Origin of the sequence: Croceicoccus sp. BE223, assembly GCF_031457155.1 — a bacterium.
Classification (GTDB): domain Bacteria; phylum Pseudomonadota; class Alphaproteobacteria; order Sphingomonadales; family Sphingomonadaceae; genus Croceicoccus.
In genome coordinates, this window is sequence record NZ_JAVDWB010000002.1 from 423191 (window position 1) to 438565 (window position 15375).

Sequence of the window (15375 nt, forward strand, 5' to 3'; positions counted from 1 at the left end):
CGGGCTTTTCAGGCTGGGCGGTCGAACCGGACGTGACGCGCGCCCGAGACGAGGAAATCCTGGTAGACCCGCGCAATTCCGTCCTGGAGGCCGATGCGCGGCTGCCAGCCCAGCGCCGTCAGCCGCGAGACGTCGAGGACCTTTCGCATCGTCCCGTCCGGGCGCCCGCGGTCGAAGTCGAGCGTTCCTTCGAAACCGACGGTGGCGCAGACCAGTTGCGCCAGTTCGGCAATCGAGAGATCCTTCCCGCAGCCGACGTTGATCGGCCCTGCTGCCGAGTGATGCCGCATCAGGAAGACGCAGGCGTCGGCAAGATCGTCGACGTGCAGGAATTCGCGCCGGGGCAGCCCGGATCCCCACACCGTCATCGTCTGCGCGCCGCCGAACTTGGCTTCGTGCGCCTTGCGGATCAGCGCAGGCAGGACATGGCTTGTCACCAGATCGAAATTGTCGCCGGGCCCGTAAAGGTTGGTCGGCATGGCCGAGATGAAATCGCAGCCGTATTCGGCGCGATAGGCGTCGCACAGCATGACCCCGGCGATCTTGGCGACGGCATACCACTTGTTGGTCTGTTCCAGCGGGCCGGTCAGCAGTGCGCTTTCGGTGATCGGCTGGGCCGCTTCGCGGGGATAGATGCACGACGAACCGAGCATGAGCAGCTTCCCGACCCCCGCCTGCCGCGCGGCCTCGATCACGTTGGCCTCGATCATCAGGTTGTCGTAGAGGAACTGCGCCGGGTAGCTGTCGTTGGCGAGGATGCCGCCGACGCGCGCCGCCGCCATGAAGACCGCGTCGGGCCTCTCGCTCGCGAACCAGTCTCGCACCAGCGCCTGTTCGCGCAGATCGACCTCGCGCCCGGCTGTCAGGACTTCGCAATCCTCCTGCGCGAGACGGCGCACGATCGCCGATCCGACCATTCCGCGATGCCCTGCGACATAGACGCGCTTGCCGGAAAGATCGTAGGTGCCGGTCATGCCGCAAGGCCCAGTTGCGTGCGATCGATCCAGTCGAGCAGGCCCGCCTCGCTGCTGGCGATCTTGCGCGCGAAATACCGGTCGCTCGTGGCGATCATATCCCTCGTCCGCTCGCCGTCCCGAAGCCAGCGACCCTCATCCCGCGCGACGAGGACCAGCGGCGCTTCGTAGATGTTTTCGCCGCCGTAGTCCGTGGTCGGGCCATGCTGGCGCCCGGCGCGCGGTCCGGCCGCGATGAGCGTCTGGAAAAACAGCTCGTCCGGGGCAAACGCCGTTCGCAGGGCATCGTGCAGCCGCCGATCGCGATCGTTGGCGGCGAGCACCTCCTCCACGGTCGCGCGGCTGAGGCACCACCACGAGGCGCCATGGTAGAGGGGCAGCCCACCGCTTTCCCGGTGGAAGTCGCGCCCCACGGAGCGGGCAACCCGGTTGCGCACCCGTCGCGCCGTGTCGTCGATCCGCGCGAGGATCGGCCAGCCCGCGCGGAGGCCGGCCGGCAGATAAGGCGCCTGTCGCCAATGACGTCCGACGAGCCCGGTGAGGATCGATCCCCGGTCGACGCGAACCATCTGGATGATGTCTTCGCCATTAAGCGCGGAAAGCTTCTGTCGCAGAGCCGCAAGCGGCCTGATCGGATAGCAATGACCCGACAGGAGCAGCGTGTGACGGGCGAGCCCGTCCGCCTGCGCCGCGCGAAGCAGGTCGAGCGTCGCCTCGACCATGGCGAAGCCGGCCCAGTCGATCGCATGGCGGCGATCCAGCACCGTGACGTGATCCATGTCGGCCAGCGTCGAAGCGTCGAGGTCCGCTGCCTTGGCGTCGAGATGGACGTAGACGCTAGACGGCGCAAAGCGATGGCATAGCCGCTTCAGCATGGCCGGATCGTCATGCGCCAGCACCAGGAATGCGAGATCCCCGCTCACCGGCCCGCCCCGGTCCCGACGAGCTTGCGCCCGACCCGGCGGGCGATGGCGCGCGCCGCCGGCAAGGCGAGCGCGGCGTGGCCGATGCCGGCCCCGACAGCAAGCCTGCGCAAGCCGTCGATTTCCTGTGTGATGGCATGCCGGACATCCGCGGCGGGCCCGAAACCGGGCAGTTGCGCCGGCGCACGGAAGCGCAGGACATATCCCTGCAGGATCGCCTCGCTCAAGTCTGCGCGGGCATCGGGCAGGTCGAACGCCATCGCCGGATCGGTCAGCGCCGCGCATCGCGCCAGCCAGTATCCCATGGTCAGGAACCACGGGCTGCTCGAGATCGTGATCGATCCCTCGTGCGCGGAAAACTGCGCGACTTCGGCCTTCGAGCACGAGACCGCACCCGCCTTGTCGTCGCCCAGCGCCACGAAGTAGAGCAGCAGATCGGGTCCGATCGCGCGCCGCCACATGAAATATTCGCGCAAGGGCGTGGCACGCGATACGGCTTCGACCCGGGCCAGCCACCGTTCCACCGCCAGGCGCGGGAAAAGGGCCGCCGCGGGGCTGACGGGCAAGGCAAACCCTTCCGCCCTGCCTTTCCGCAGATAGCCCGATGCCGCCGCGCCGCGCGAAACCTTGATCCGGCCGCCATCGCGCGAAAGCGGCTCTTCGCAGTCCATCGGCCTGATCGCCCCCGTGCCGATGGCGAGCGCAGCGCCCGCCTCCAGCGGCGGAAGCAGCGTGGTCAGGAAATGCGGCGCGACATAATCGTCCGACCAGATGAAGGTGGCATACTCGCCTTCGAACCCGGCCACGTTGTCGCACCAGCTTCGCGTCGGCCCCAGTCCACGGCGATTCTGGCGCAGGCGTACCCGGCTATCCTTGCCGAATTCGGCGTTGAGAGCTTCCCATGAACCGTCGTCGCTTTCGGAATCGAGAACGATCACCTCTCCGGCAACACCCGCGGTCTCGAGCGCGGCGAGGCAGGAACGCACCGTGCGAAGCACCATCGGATTGCGGTTGAGCGTGGGCACGAAGAAGCTGACCCCGGTCATTGCGCCACCTTCTCACGCTGCACGACGAAGCGGGCCAGAGCGGCTTCCAGATCAAAGCCGGGCGCTTCGGGGAGAAGGCGCGCCATAAGCGAAGGATCGCCGACGAGCGTATTGGCGGGAGCGTCGCCGGCAGGCGCGAACACCACGTCGTCCCGGCCCATCGACATCGCGAGCCGGGAAGCGATCTTTTCGATCGAGTGCCCCTGCCCGGTGCAGACATTGACCACGCCGCCGGCCCCCGACAGCGCCAGCGCGACGACCCGCTCGGCCAGCCACGCCGCATCGGCGATGTCCCGGACGCTGGTGCTGCCGAACAGGTCGAGCCGCGCACCCGGCCCGGCCGCGTCGATCCTGGCGGCGAGTGCGGGCACAACGAACAGGGAGTCCTGCCGAGCATCGAAGTAGCTAAACAACCGCATCACCAGCGGGTCGCCCAGAATGCGGCGGGCCCAGTCCTCGCCATGCAGCTTCGTCAGGCCATAATCGCTGACCGGTCCGACCGGATCGTCTTCCAAGAGCGGAAGGTCCGACGGGCGATAGACATGGCTGGTCGAAACCAGCGCCAGCCGCCCGCCGCCGTCCGCAAGGCCGCGCGCGACGTTGATCGTACCGCCGGCATTGACAGCCAGGGCGCGCGCCGTGTCGGCGGCGACCGTCGCGACCGGAACCAGCGCGGCGCAATGGATCACCAGTTCGCAACCGGCTGCCCAGGCGCGGGTTGCCCCCGCATCGGTCACGTCCCCCGCGAACGGGTCCACCGCGTGGCCTTGGCGCGCCAGCGCCGCCGCGACATGGCGCCCCAGCGTTCCGGTCGCCCCGGTGAGGCCGATGCGCGAGGACCGCCCTTCGATCACGCCCGCGCCGCGCGAGCCAGCGCCTCGCAGACGTAGGCTTCATCCTCGTCGCTCGGCACCGGGTTCAGGCCGATCATCAGGCCATTGTCGAAAACGGCATCGCAGTGCGGCAATTCGGCCTGATGCGAGGCCAGGCCCAGCATGCGCGACACGGGATGGCGCAGGAGATTGCCGACGATGATGGGCCGGGTCTCGACGCCGTCCGCTTCCAGCGAGGCCTGGGCGGCGAGCCGCCGTTCGCGGCTGGGGAACAGCAGCGGCGTGGTCATCCAGCTGTGCCGGTCCACGATGTCATCGCCGGGTATGCGGGCGTCGCCCCCGGCTATGGCGGCGATCCGTCCGGCCGCCACCTTGCGCCGCGCCTCGATCATCTCGCCCAGCCGGGCAAGCTGGACCGAACCGATCGCCGCGTTCAATTCGGTCGACCGGACGTTGTATCCGGGCAGCACGAAGCAGAACCGTGGATCGATCGCCGCGGAATCGAAGTCGAGAAAGCCCTCCAGCTTCAGGTTGCGCGACCACCCGTGCGCACGAAGCGCGTAGGCGACATCGGCCAGTTCGTCGCTGTCGGTCAGGATCGCGCCGCCTTCGATCGTCGTCAGGTGATGCGAGAAGTAGAAACTGAACGCGCTGGCCGAACCGATCGTGCCGACCGGCCGGCCGCGCTCGGTCACCGCGCCGATCGTCTCGCAGGCATCCTCGAACAGCAGGACGCCGCGTTCGGCGCAGAAATCGGCCAGGTCCTCGAGGTGGGAAGGGTTGCCGAGCACCGGCACCGCGATGACCAAACGCGTCCGTTCGGTGCACGCCGCCCTGACCGTTTCAACACTGGCGTTGAGGGTGTGAGGATCGACGTCGCAGAACACCGGCGTCAGCCCGAGGTTGGTCAGCGGCTTAAGAGTCGAGGGCCAGTTGAGCCCCTGGATGACCACTTCGTCTCCGGGCGCCACGGCACGCCCGCTGGCCACCAGATCGGGCCTGAGACGCGAAAGCTGGACCAGCGCCTCGATCCCGACGAGATTGGCCGAGGATCCCGAATTGACGAGAATGGCGTGCCGCACGCCGTGCATCTCGGCCAGTTCCCGCTCGAACGCCGCGACCCGCCGGCCCTGCGTGAGGAAGCCGGATGCCAGCACCTCGTGAGCCGCCGAAATCTCGGCGTCGCCCAGGGTGTTGTAGGCCAGCGGAATGCGATAGGGCATCAGGCGTCCTTGTCGATTGGCGCGTCGCGCATGGCTTCGAGATCGGCCTCCACCATTTCGCGCGCGAGTTCGCGCACGCTGGTTTCATGGTGCCACCCCAACTGTTGACGCGCCTTCGACGGGTCGCCCAGGAGGAGATCGACTTCGGTCGGGCGGAAGTAGCGGGGATCAATCTCCACCAGGCAGCGGCCCGTCTGCTGGCAGTAGCCCTTCTCGTCGATACCCTCGCCGCGAAATTCCAGCGGAAGCCCCACATCCTCGAACGACCAGCGCACGAAATCGCGAACCTCGGTCGTCTCGCCCGTCGCAAGAACGTAGTCCCCCGGCTCGTCCTGTTGGCACATCAGCCACATGCCGCGCACGTATTCGCGGGCATGGCCCCAGTCGCGCTTGGCATCGAGATTGCCAAGGTAGAGCCGCTCCTGCCGGCCCAGCCGGATCGCGGCGGCGGCGCGCGTGATCTTGCGCGTGACGAAGGTCTCGCCGCGCAGCGGGCTTTCGTGATTGAACAGGATGCCGTTGGACGCGTGCATGCCGTACGCTTCCCGGTAGTTCACGACGATCCAGTAGGCATAGAGCTTGGCGGCGCCATAAGGGCTGCGCGGGTAGAACGGCGTCGTTTCCCGCTGCGGAACCTCCTGCACCAGGCCGTAGAGTTCGGATGTCGACGCCTGGTAGAAGCGAACCTTGCGCTCCATCCCCAGGATCCGGATCGCTTCGAGCAGCCGCAGGGTGCCGATCCCGTCGGCGTTTGCAGTATATTCCGGTGTCTCGAAGCTGACCTGCACGTGGCTTTGCGCGGCGAGGTTGTAGATTTCGTCAGGTTGCGTTTCCTGCACGATGCGGATCAGGTTCGTCGCATCGGTCAGATCGCCGTAGTGCAGGTGAAAGCGCCGGTCGCTGGCGTGGGGATCCTGATAGATTCCCTCGATGCGGCCCGTGTTGAAGGACGAGGACCGGCGCTTGATGCCGTGCACCTCGTAGCCCTTTTCCAGAAGAAGCTCCGCGAGGTAGGCGCCGTCCTGCCCGGTCACGCCGGTTATCAGGGCAACCTTGCGATTTCCTGCCATTTGCGGTGTTTTCCTTGAAACGAAAGCCAATTAAGGACGAATCCCTACGCGGGCGCACCGTCGGGTGGCAAGATTAAACTGGATGCGCCGCAGCCTGCGCTTTGCTGCTCGCCGCAGGATGGAGAACACGATTGGAAACGCCACTCGGCGGACTGCGAATTGGCCTCCTCACCGCGTCCGCATCGCGGCTCGGCGGGGGCGTGTTCGAGGCAGTGGCGGCGCAGGCGGCGATGCTGGCCGGCCTTGGCGCACAGCCAGCGGTCTTCGCGCTTGCCGATGCGCATGCCGAAGAGGATCGGGGCCGCTTCGGCCCCGTTCCGGTCACGACCCGCGCCGTCCTCGGCCCGCGGCAGGTCGGCTATGCGCCGGGCCTGATCGACGCGCTTCTGTCGGCCGACCTCGACGCGCTCCACCTGCATGGCATCTGGACCTATCCGTCAGCGGCGGGCGCCGCGTGGGCGGCACGCAGCAGCAAGGGTTATGCGATTTCGCCGCATGGCATGCTCGATCCCTGGATCACCGGGCGGGGGCGCTGGAAAAAGGCGCTGGCCCGCGCCGGTTACGAAAGACGCGGCTGGCGCGCAGCGACCTTGTTGCACGCCCTTACCGGGCGCGAGGCGACCGATATCGAGCGGGAGATCCGCGCGGCGGGATCGACCGCTGACATTCGCGTCATCGGCAATGCCGCGCCAGCCGCGAAGCCGCCGCGAAGCGACCCGGGCCGCGATACCGTCTTCATCGGACGCATTCATGCCAAGAAGAACCTCTCGGCGCTGGTCGCAGGGTTTTCGCTGGCAAGGCGCAGGAACGCGATGCCGGCCAGCGCACGCCTGGTCATCGCCGGATGGGGCGATGCGGGCGACATCGCGGCGTTGCGATCCGCCATCGCCGAGGCCGATGCACCGATCGAATTCGTCGGCCCGGTCTTTGGCGAGCGCAAGCAGGCCCTGCTCGACAAGGCCCGTTTCGTCGCGCTCCCGTCGCTGAGCGAAGGTCTGCCGGTCGCCATTCTCGAGGCGTGGGCGGCGGCGACGCCGGTCCTCATGAGCACGGAATGCAACATCCCCGATGGCTTCAAGGCCGGAGCCGCCATCGATTGCGGCATGACCGCGGAACGTGTCGCGCAGGCCTTGGCGCGCGGATACGCCCTTGATGCGGAGGGATGGCGAGCGATGAGCGCTGCCGCTATGGCTCTTGCCGGCGGACCGTTTTCGGCACGGTCGGTTTCGCGGGACTGGGTCGCGTTCTACAGGGAGCTTGCCGCGATGGGGTCCGACATCTCGTGAAGGTTCTCGACGCCAGGGAGAACCGGCCTCTCGACGGGGGCGCCAGCTTCACGGTCGGCAACCGCCTGTTCCGTGTCGCCTGGACGATCGCCTGGTTCGTCGCCGCGCGCTTCACGCCCCCGCCGCTGCACCGCTGGCGGCGGATGATCCTTCGTTTGTTCGGGGCGAACGTGGCCCGCGGCGCGCGCGTTCACGCCAGCGTCCGGATCTGGCACCCCGGCAACCTGACCGTGGGCGAAAGCGCGCTGATCGGCCCCGGCGCGATCATCTACAACCAGGGCCATGTCACGATCGGCGATCGCACCGTGATTTCGCAGCGCGCCCATCTTTGCGCCAGTTCGCACGACGTCCGCGATCCCGCGTTTCAGCTTATCCTGCGGCCGGTGGTTATCGGCAGCAGCTGCTGGATCGCGGCAGAGGCCTTCGTCGGCCCCGGCGTCGCCATGGCCGACGGATCGGTCCTCGCCGCACGGGGCGCGCTCTTCGAAGATGCCCAGGCGGACACGATCTATCGCGGCAATCCCGCAGCGGCGATCAGGAATCGCTGGTAGCGCGATCGGCGGGCTCGACCGCGAGCCGATCGATGCTCACAGCCCCCCGGCCGGGCGCGAGCCACAGACCCACGGTGGCGACGGGGCAGGAAAGCGCCGGCAAGGCCTGGGCACCGTACTGCCCATCGCGGGTCTGCGGCAGCCACGGCGCGCCGCAGGTCAGCGATACCGAAATCCGGCTGGACACCGTCCCGTCCGCCTCTGCCGCGCGCCACGTCACGCGCCGTGCCGTGGCGGGAATGCGCAGTGGCCGGGTCGCCACGAGCCGACTCGCGCTGCTCAGATTTTCAGCCATGAAGGAACCCGAAGGCGAACGCGGCACCTCGATGACCAGATCGCCCTGGGCCGAAAGGGTCCAGCCGAAGGGATCGTTGCTCGCATCCCGCCACAAGCCCAGCGATCCATCGGTGCCCGGCCCAAGTCCCGATCCGCCCGGACAGTGCTGGCGCCAGGTCGTCTCCGCCACGTCGATCCGGCCCCGGTCGCGCAGGGCGCGGGCCATCGGGGCGATGGTGTCGCAGCCCAGCGGGGGCGAGGTGGCGGCGACTTCCCGCACGATGGCCGCGCGCTGCAGCAGCACAGCGGTCGGCGTCGCGGCATCCACGTTCACGTAGGGCGTCAGCCAGACCGGGCGAGCGGCGAGCTTTGCGGCCAGCGCGGTCCGGCCCCGCGGATCGTCTTCCAGCAGGGCGCGGATGCGGTCCGCCTGATCGATGGTCGGATTGGCGCGCAAGACCGCATCGATGCGCGCTGCAGCCAGGTCCCAGTCTCCGCCGAAGACCGACTGTTCGGCCCAGTATAGCTGGGTAACGATATTGCGCCAGCCGCCCGCCGCCGAGACGCGAAACGCGGCATCGGCCCCCGGGAAATCCTTCGTCAGCAGCAATCCCGTTGCCAGCGCCGCAGATGCGTTGCTGTCCATGGGAGCCTTTTCGACAGCCCGCTCGGCGAACCGGATGGCCATGCGCGGATCGTTCGCCGCCAGCGCGATGCGGGCGGCCGCGACGTCGGCGTGGGCGCGGAAGGGGCCCGGCACGACGCGCTCCACCATCGGGGCCGACGCGCTGATCCGGTCCAGCCCCGCGAAGATCGCGGCGAGCGCGTAGAGCGCGACGATGACCGCCGCGATCCCGCGCCAGTGGCGCCGTGCCGGCCGGCTGGGCTCAGCCGCCGGCATGATCCGGCGAGGCGTAGCGATAATATTCGTATCCGTAGTATTCGGAATAGGTGTTGGCCGAGTGCGACGGATCGAACTTCGTCAGCACGGCGCCCAGGATCACCGGGTTCATCGCACGCAGCCGGCGCAGCGCGGTTCGCAGGACGCCGGTCCGGCTGCCCGCCGATTCGACGACGAAGACGACACCGTCCGAAAGCGCGCTCAGGACAGGAGCGTCGGCGAGGCCGAGGACCGGCGGGCTGTCCAGCACGACGCAGTCGTAGCGCCGGGCGAGTTCCTCCAAGAGGTGCGCCATCCGCGGGCTCGACAGCAATTCGGTCGGGCTCGGCGGAACCGGGCCGGACGTGATGACGTCCAGATTCGGCGCGATCTCGTGCAAGGTGTCGGCCGTCAGCGTGTCGGCGCCTGTCAGCAGCCCGGACAGGCCGTGCTGGTTGGCCAGCCGATGACGCTTGTGCTCCGACGGTCGGCGCAGGTCCGCATCGACCAGCACCACGCGCTTGCCCATCCGGGCGAGACCGGCGGCGATGGCGTTGCTCGACGTCGTCTTGCCTTCGGACTGTCGGGCGCTGGTAACCTGGATGATCTTCGGCAGCCCTTCCGAAGTCGAGTAGAGAAGCTGACCGCGCAGCGAATTGTACGCTTCGGACATCGGCGACTTGGGATCGGCCAGATCGTCGTCGGGGTTGTCTGCCGACGCCACCGGGATGACACCGAGCAGCGCCATGTTCATCTTCTGCTCCACGTCCTCCGGCACGCGGATGGCGTCGTCGAGGAGATCGCGCACGAACACGAAGACGCCGGCAAGGAAGACGCCGATCACGAAGGCGATGAGAAGATTCTTCAGCAGGTTGGGCGATGACGGCCCGCCTGGCACTTCAGCCCTGTCGATGATCGACAGGTTGCTGGACGAGATACCGGCCGAAGCGTTCAGCTCCCGATACCTTTGCAGCAGTCCGTCGTAGATCGACCTGTTCGTGTCCGCCTCGCGCGCCAGGGTGTTGTACCGCACCGTCCGGTCCTGTTCGGCAAGGGTGTCGCCCTTCAGTCCGTCGACCTTGCTGCGCAGCGCCTGTTCCGCCTCGAGGGCCGAGACGTACTGCGAACGAACGCTGTTGCGGACCGATTGCGCGACCGAGGCGATCTGCTCGTTTATCGACTTGCGCTCGGCCTGGAGCTGCACGATTTCCGGATAATCGTCGAGATAGCGTGCGCGCAGCGTCTCTAGCTTCGCATCGACGCGCGCACGGTCGGTCATCAACTGCTGCACGGTCGGATTGGCCAGAACGGTCGGAGACGAAAGCGCGGGCATCGCGGCCTCGGCCTGCCAGCGCGCTTCGGCGGCGATCCGTTCGGCGCTGAGGCGATTGGCGGCCTCGTTGATCTGGCTCAGGCTGGCGGTGGTGACGCTGGACGATCCGGTCGCCGGCCCGTCCTCGCCGTTCGAACCGTCGCGGCTGCGGATGAGCCCGGCCCGGCGTGCGTAGGCATTGAGTTCACGTTCGGACCTCTCGAGCCGGGTCCGCGCCTCCTGCAACTGGTCGGCGATGAAGGTCCGCGCATAGGACGAGCTGTCGTAGCGCCGCTGCAGCGTCGACTGGATGAACTGCTCGGCAAAGGCATTGGCGATCCTGGCCGAAACCTCGGGGTTGGCGCTGTTGAAGCTGATGCGAACGACACGGGTTTCGTGGGGCAGGTCGGTGCCGAGATTGGATTGCAGCAGGCCGACGACCATCTGGCGCCGCGCCTCGACCGGTCCGGCCGCGGATTCGGCCGGAAGCTCCATCGCCGCGATGAAGGCGGGATCGTCGTACAGCTTCAGGCTGTTGGCAACGCGCTCCGCGACATCGCGGCTTCGCAGCACCTCGAGTTGCGTGTTGAGGAAACGCTCGACATCCCAGCCGACGTTGGAATTGCTGTCCGCGCCGAGATCTTCGCCAAGTACGTTTTCCGACTGGTCGTTGATCTGCACCGTGGCCGTCGCCGTGTAGCGCGGCGTGGCCAGCATCGTCACGACGACCGCGGCGGCGAGCGCAAGCGCGATGATCAACAGGATCGACAGCAGGTTGTGGCGGATGCGCGACAGGATGTAGCGGACGGTGGCGTTCATCTCGCCAGCGGACGCACCGTATCCCGGCTCGATGAATTCGACTCGCTCCGGTCGCGTCGTTTGGGGGTTGCTCGCCAAGGTGTGTCGGTTCCTGTCAGGTCTGGAAGGGGCAGGTCAGTAGTAGGCAAAGACGTTGAGCAGCGGGACGGTCTTCAGGAAATCCTGAAACGCGCTGCGGACCCGCGAATAGCCGACGACGATGACATCGCCCTGAAGCAGCCGCGGATCCGCCGCCTCTCCGGCGCGGATCATCGCGACATCGAACCGGCCGCCCTGGCGGCGACCGTCGACGTTGCGAAAGATCATCACCTCGTCGAGCTTGGCGAGATCGGTCGGGCTGCGCGCCTGGGCAAGGGCGGTCAGCAGCGTCTGCCCCGGCATCATCTCGTAAACGCCCGGCTGCTCGACCTCGCCCTCCACCGAGACGGTGGCGAGTGCAGGCGTATCGACCATGATGGATACGCGCGGATCGCGAAGATAGCGCGCGGCGAGCATGTCCTTCACTTCGGAAGCGAACTGCGCCTGCGTCTTCCCGGCCGCGCGGACCGTGCCGAGCATCGGCAGAGTGACATTGCCGCTCGCGTCGACCAGCGCCTTGGCGACGCTGAAATCCGCTTCTCGGAAGACGTTCACGTTCAGGCGGTCGCCGGGACGCATGACGTATTCGGCAGGATCGAAGATCGCAGGCGGCACTTCGATCGCGGCATAGGCGTCGGTCCCCACCGGCAACCTGCTCTCGACCGTCTTCTGGCATCCGGAAAGCACCAGCATGGCACCGGCGACAGCAGCGACGCGATTGAACTTCAAGGTCGTGATCCTTCCATCGGAACGGTTCCGGTCGGACGTGTCAGCAGGCCTGCGGCTACGGCAAGAAGACCGGCAATCGCCATCGAACGCAGCGGATAGTCCAAGATGGAGTGCGCGGCAATCGTCGTCAGTGTTCCGCACGAGAAAAGCAGTGTTAATGCAGATACTTCGCGGTCCTTCCCGCCTGCCGCGCGATACCGCTTCCAAGCCTGGAGGATCATCACGGCGACAACGATTGCAACCGCCAGCAGGACCGCTATTCCGGGCAGGCCAGCCTCGATCAGCCATTCGAGATAATCGTTATGTGCACGGTTGGGGCTCGTCTCGTCGAGGACCTCGAGCCGCTCGAACGGCAGGAACAACTGCACGAAACCGCCCACGCCGCCGCCGATCGGCCAATAGGCAAGAGCGGCCGACCAGCCGTCTGTCCAGAGTTCCAGCCGGAAGTCGCGCTGTCCGTCGAAACGCTCGACCGCGCGTGTCAGCGATGGAACGCGCAATGCAAGCCACACCGCGGCGGGCAAGGTCAGGATGCCCGCCGCAAATGTCGCCGCAATGCGCCGATTGCCCACACGCAGCAGGCGCAGATGCGCGAATACGACCGGCAGCAGCATGACCGCGAGGATGGCAATCCCCGTACGCGAACCGGTCAGCACGGTCGCAAGAGCCAGAAAGCCCACTCCGACCGCGGCAATCGCCGCGCGAACGGCCCGCGCCTGCCCTCGGGCGGCCTGGGCGGCGGTAAAGGCGAGGAGCCCGATGACCAGCACGTCCGCTTCGGCGTTGCGGTTCGCCTGAAAACCGGTGAGCCATTCGAAATGGCTGTAATCGTAGAGGTAGAAACCCCGCCCCCCGACAACTTGCGCGGCGCCCAGCAGACCGCCGGCGAAAACGGTTACCGCGATGGCCAGCAGCACGGCCTGCCGCTCGCGGAGGTCCAGTTGCGAAACCATCCAGAGCAGCGCCAGGGGCGGCCCGAGCGCAAGCAGGGAGGAAAGCGTGGCGGCCGGGACCAACGAGACCGGACGCCACGAATCCGCCAGGCCGACCAGATCCAGCGCCGCCCTGGTCATCTCCCTGCCGGGCAACGCCTGCCACAAGAAGGGTGGAAGCGGCACCAGTTGCAGGACCGGAACGATAAAGACGAGCCCGACGAGGATCCACACGCTGGCTGGAGCCGTCCGGCCCCGTACCGTAACGAGCCAGGCAAGAACGCAGACGACCGCGACAAGCTCGAGGGCGATTTCCGTGCCGGGATTGACCGTACCGCCCCCGCCCAGCACGATCGTCGCGACGAGCAGGACGATGCAGATCAGCGCCGCACGCGATTGGATGAGAAAATGGCCCATGCGTTAGCCAGGGAGCGCCAGATCGGCCCGGCTCGCGTCAATCCGTCAATTGGATTGAACGGCGCCACCTTGCCGAAGCCGGGATGTGCGCGCGCCGAAGCCCGAAAAGAAGAAACCCCGCCGGTTGGGCGAGGTTTCCTTTCCAGATGATCTGACCTTGCCGGATCAGGCGGGGCTGTCGGCCTTGTCGTCGCCGTCGCCGAGAACGAGAGCGCCGCCGATGAAAAGCGCGACGCCGAGCAGAGCGAGAATCCAGCCGCTGCCGCGACCGATGACCTCGTTGGTTTCCGCAGCCGGAGCCGAGGCGCGTTCGGCGAACGACGATTGCGGGAGCATGTTGACCGAAGCGGAACCCTTAGCATGCGCAACAGAACCAAGGGCGAGACTTGCGGCGGCAGCGACGCCGAGAACGGTCTTGATGGTGCTCATCGAATGCTCCTACCGGGAAAATGTTAAATCTTGCTGATACTTGCGAGATATGTATCGCGTCGGGACGTCTGTAAACCAAAAAAAGTGTGCAACTGCAAAAAGTTCGCCGACCGTTCGTTCAGAACGCGCGATCGTGGACGACAACGCGGCAGGTCGCGATAAGGATCCCGATGTCGGTCCAAAGCGACCAGTTGTGAAGGTATTCCAGGTCGGCCTGCAATCGGTTGACCAGGTCCGTCTCGGTCTCGGTCGCGCCGCGAAAGCCGCGAATTTGCGCCAATCCGGTGAGCCCTGGCTTCAACGTGTGGCGCTGCCAGTACCGACCATCGACTTCCCAGAAAAGTTTTTCTCCGGCCTGTGAACCGGGGGCATGCGGGCGGGGGCCGACAAGGCTCATGTCCCCCTTGAGGACGTTGAGAAGCTGGGGAAGTTCATCGATCGAAGTGCGGCGAAGGAACGAGCCGATGCGGGTCAGGCGCGAATCGTTGCGCGATGCGGACACCGCGCCATGCTCGTCGGAGGCGGCGATTCGCATCGTGCGGAACTTGTAGATCGTGAAAAACCGGCTGGACCGGCCGGTCCGCTTCTGGGCGAAGATCGCGGGACCGCGATCGTCGAGCCGGATCAGGATGGCGACAGCCAATAGCAGCGGCGACAGAAGGAGGATCGCGGGAACGGTCACCACGAGGTCGAGCGCCCGCTTGATGGCCCGGTCCCGCAGTCCGAGCGGCCGATGCGAAACCCGCAGGAAGCCCTGCCCTCCGGCGCGGCGTGCACCCAGCGCACCCATTTCCTCGACCCGCTCGTCGATCACCTCGCCTTCGACCGCCAGTCCCTTCAGGGCCATCGCCCAGCCGACCCGCGCCTCCTCGGGACAGCTGACCAGCACCCGATCCATCGGGGCGAACCAGGCACCCAGCCGGTCGACCGCGAGCGGATCGCCGATATCGGGTTTCAGCCCAGCCGAATCGGCATCGACACAAAAGGCCTCCGGTACTTCGACCTTGGGCCCGCCGGCGTCGACGATGAGGACGTTCTCGACCCGGTCGCCGCAGCGCCACCTGACGAACCCCTGCATAAGACCGCGGATCGCCGGAAGGGTCAGCGCGGACACCATCATACCCGAGGTGAAAACGACGCGCGAGAAGGTGCTGCTCGTCCCTGCAATGTAATTCAGCAGCACCATGGCCAGCCCTGCCAGGGCAAGCGATTGCAGGGCCTTGCCGACGAGAACGGCCGTGTTCGCAAGGGCGGCAACCGAATAGGCCCGGTTATAAAGGGCCAGGGTCAGGAACAGCGGCAGCATCAGCTGCGCCTGGGTCAGGGCGTGCGAAGGCAGGCTCAGGCCGAAAATCGCGATCGAACCCAACGAAAAACCCAGCAGGATCGCCACGATGTCGGCGAGCATGATGGCAAGGTAACACTGGAGTCGCCGCTTCTCGAGCGAACGGACCGCTGGAAGCGGCAGGACCGGATCGCTGATCGAAAGCAGTTCCATATCCACCGGCAACGGTACCGCGCGCGACGCACGGCCATGCTGTTTCCAGCTGCTTTCAATCGACGACGTATGCGCGTCCATATAGCCCGCTGCCTGTGG

General features: G+C 66.8%; 14 protein-coding genes. 2 read left to right on the top strand and 12 right to left on the bottom strand.

What is annotated here, in order from left to right; translation table 11 throughout:
* Positions 1-8: 8 nt before the first annotated feature.
* The 6 genes from J2X37_RS06055 to gmd are packed head-to-tail and all read right to left on the bottom strand — an operon-like array spanning position 9 to position 6069.
* Positions 9-974 carry a GDP-L-fucose synthase gene (locus J2X37_RS06055; RefSeq protein WP_310018908.1) on the bottom strand — a complete coding sequence of 322 codons (966 nt, stop codon included), beginning with the start codon at positions 972-974 and terminating at the stop codon, positions 9-11.
* Positions 971-1897 carry a beta-1,6-N-acetylglucosaminyltransferase gene (locus tag J2X37_RS06060; protein WP_310018910.1) on the bottom strand — a complete coding sequence of 309 codons (927 nt, stop codon included), beginning with the start codon at positions 1895-1897 and terminating at the stop codon, positions 971-973. Before J2X37_RS06060 ends, J2X37_RS06055 begins: the two co-directional genes overlap by 4 nt.
* Positions 1894-2943, bottom strand: a complete 1050-nt coding sequence (locus tag J2X37_RS06065; RefSeq protein WP_310018911.1) for a glycosyltransferase family 2 protein — start codon at positions 2941-2943, stop codon at positions 1894-1896. The genes J2X37_RS06060 and J2X37_RS06065 overlap by 4 nt, the downstream gene beginning before the upstream one ends.
* The gene (locus J2X37_RS06070; protein WP_310018913.1) at positions 2940-3797 is read right to left on the bottom strand and encodes an NAD(P)-dependent oxidoreductase; all 858 of its coding nucleotides are present in this window, start codon (positions 3795-3797) and stop codon (positions 2940-2942) included. Before J2X37_RS06070 ends, J2X37_RS06065 begins: the two co-directional genes overlap by 4 nt.
* Positions 3794-4999, bottom strand: a complete 1206-nt coding sequence (locus J2X37_RS06075; RefSeq protein WP_310018915.1) for a DegT/DnrJ/EryC1/StrS aminotransferase family protein — start codon at positions 4997-4999, stop codon at positions 3794-3796. Before J2X37_RS06075 ends, J2X37_RS06070 begins: the two co-directional genes overlap by 4 nt.
* Entirely contained in the window at positions 4999-6069 is a 1071-nt protein-coding gene (gmd, locus tag J2X37_RS06080; protein WP_310018917.1) for a GDP-mannose 4,6-dehydratase, read from the bottom strand. Before gmd ends, J2X37_RS06075 begins: the two co-directional genes overlap by 1 nt.
* A 131-nt stretch (positions 6070-6200) precedes the next feature.
* Between gmd and J2X37_RS06085 the strand changes: the two genes are divergently transcribed.
* Both J2X37_RS06085 and J2X37_RS06090 read left to right on the top strand, forming a co-directional pair.
* A complete protein-coding gene (locus J2X37_RS06085; protein WP_310018919.1) occupies positions 6201-7355 on the top strand; it encodes a glycosyltransferase in 1155 nt (384 codons plus the stop codon).
* Positions 7352-7906 (top strand): putative colanic acid biosynthesis acetyltransferase, encoded by a 555-nt coding sequence (locus J2X37_RS06090; RefSeq protein ID WP_310018921.1) that lies wholly within the window; start codon positions 7352-7354, stop codon positions 7904-7906. The genes J2X37_RS06085 and J2X37_RS06090 overlap by 4 nt, the downstream gene beginning before the upstream one ends.
* On the opposite strand, the gene J2X37_RS06095 is transcribed toward J2X37_RS06090, so the two are convergent.
* The 6 genes from J2X37_RS06095 to J2X37_RS06120 all read right to left on the bottom strand — a co-directional run bounded on the left by J2X37_RS06095 (position 7890) and on the right by J2X37_RS06120 (position 15357).
* Entirely contained in the window at positions 7890-9083 is a 1194-nt protein-coding gene (locus tag J2X37_RS06095) for a hypothetical protein (protein WP_310018923.1), read from the bottom strand. The two genes, J2X37_RS06090 and J2X37_RS06095, sit on opposite strands and share 17 nt — an antisense overlap.
* Complete coding sequence (locus tag J2X37_RS06100) at positions 9070-11193, bottom strand: polysaccharide biosynthesis tyrosine autokinase (RefSeq protein ID WP_310018926.1); 2124 nt, start codon at positions 11191-11193, stop codon at positions 9070-9072. The genes J2X37_RS06095 and J2X37_RS06100 overlap by 14 nt, the downstream gene beginning before the upstream one ends.
* Before the next feature lie 114 nt (positions 11194-11307).
* Entirely contained in the window at positions 11308-12000 is a 693-nt protein-coding gene (locus J2X37_RS06105) for a polysaccharide biosynthesis/export family protein (RefSeq protein WP_310018928.1), read from the bottom strand.
* On the bottom strand, positions 11997-13349 hold the full coding sequence (locus J2X37_RS06110) for an O-antigen ligase family protein (protein WP_310018930.1): 1353 nt from the start codon (positions 13347-13349) through the stop codon (positions 11997-11999). Before J2X37_RS06110 ends, J2X37_RS06105 begins: the two co-directional genes overlap by 4 nt.
* Positions 13350-13514: 165 nt before the next feature.
* Positions 13515-13778 carry a hypothetical protein gene (locus tag J2X37_RS06115; protein WP_310018932.1) on the bottom strand — a complete coding sequence of 88 codons (264 nt, stop codon included), beginning with the start codon at positions 13776-13778 and terminating at the stop codon, positions 13515-13517.
* 118 nt (positions 13779-13896) lie between these two features.
* The gene (locus J2X37_RS06120; protein ID WP_310018934.1) at positions 13897-15357 is read right to left on the bottom strand and encodes a sugar transferase; all 1461 of its coding nucleotides are present in this window, start codon (positions 15355-15357) and stop codon (positions 13897-13899) included.
* Positions 15358-15375 lie beyond the last annotated feature (18 nt).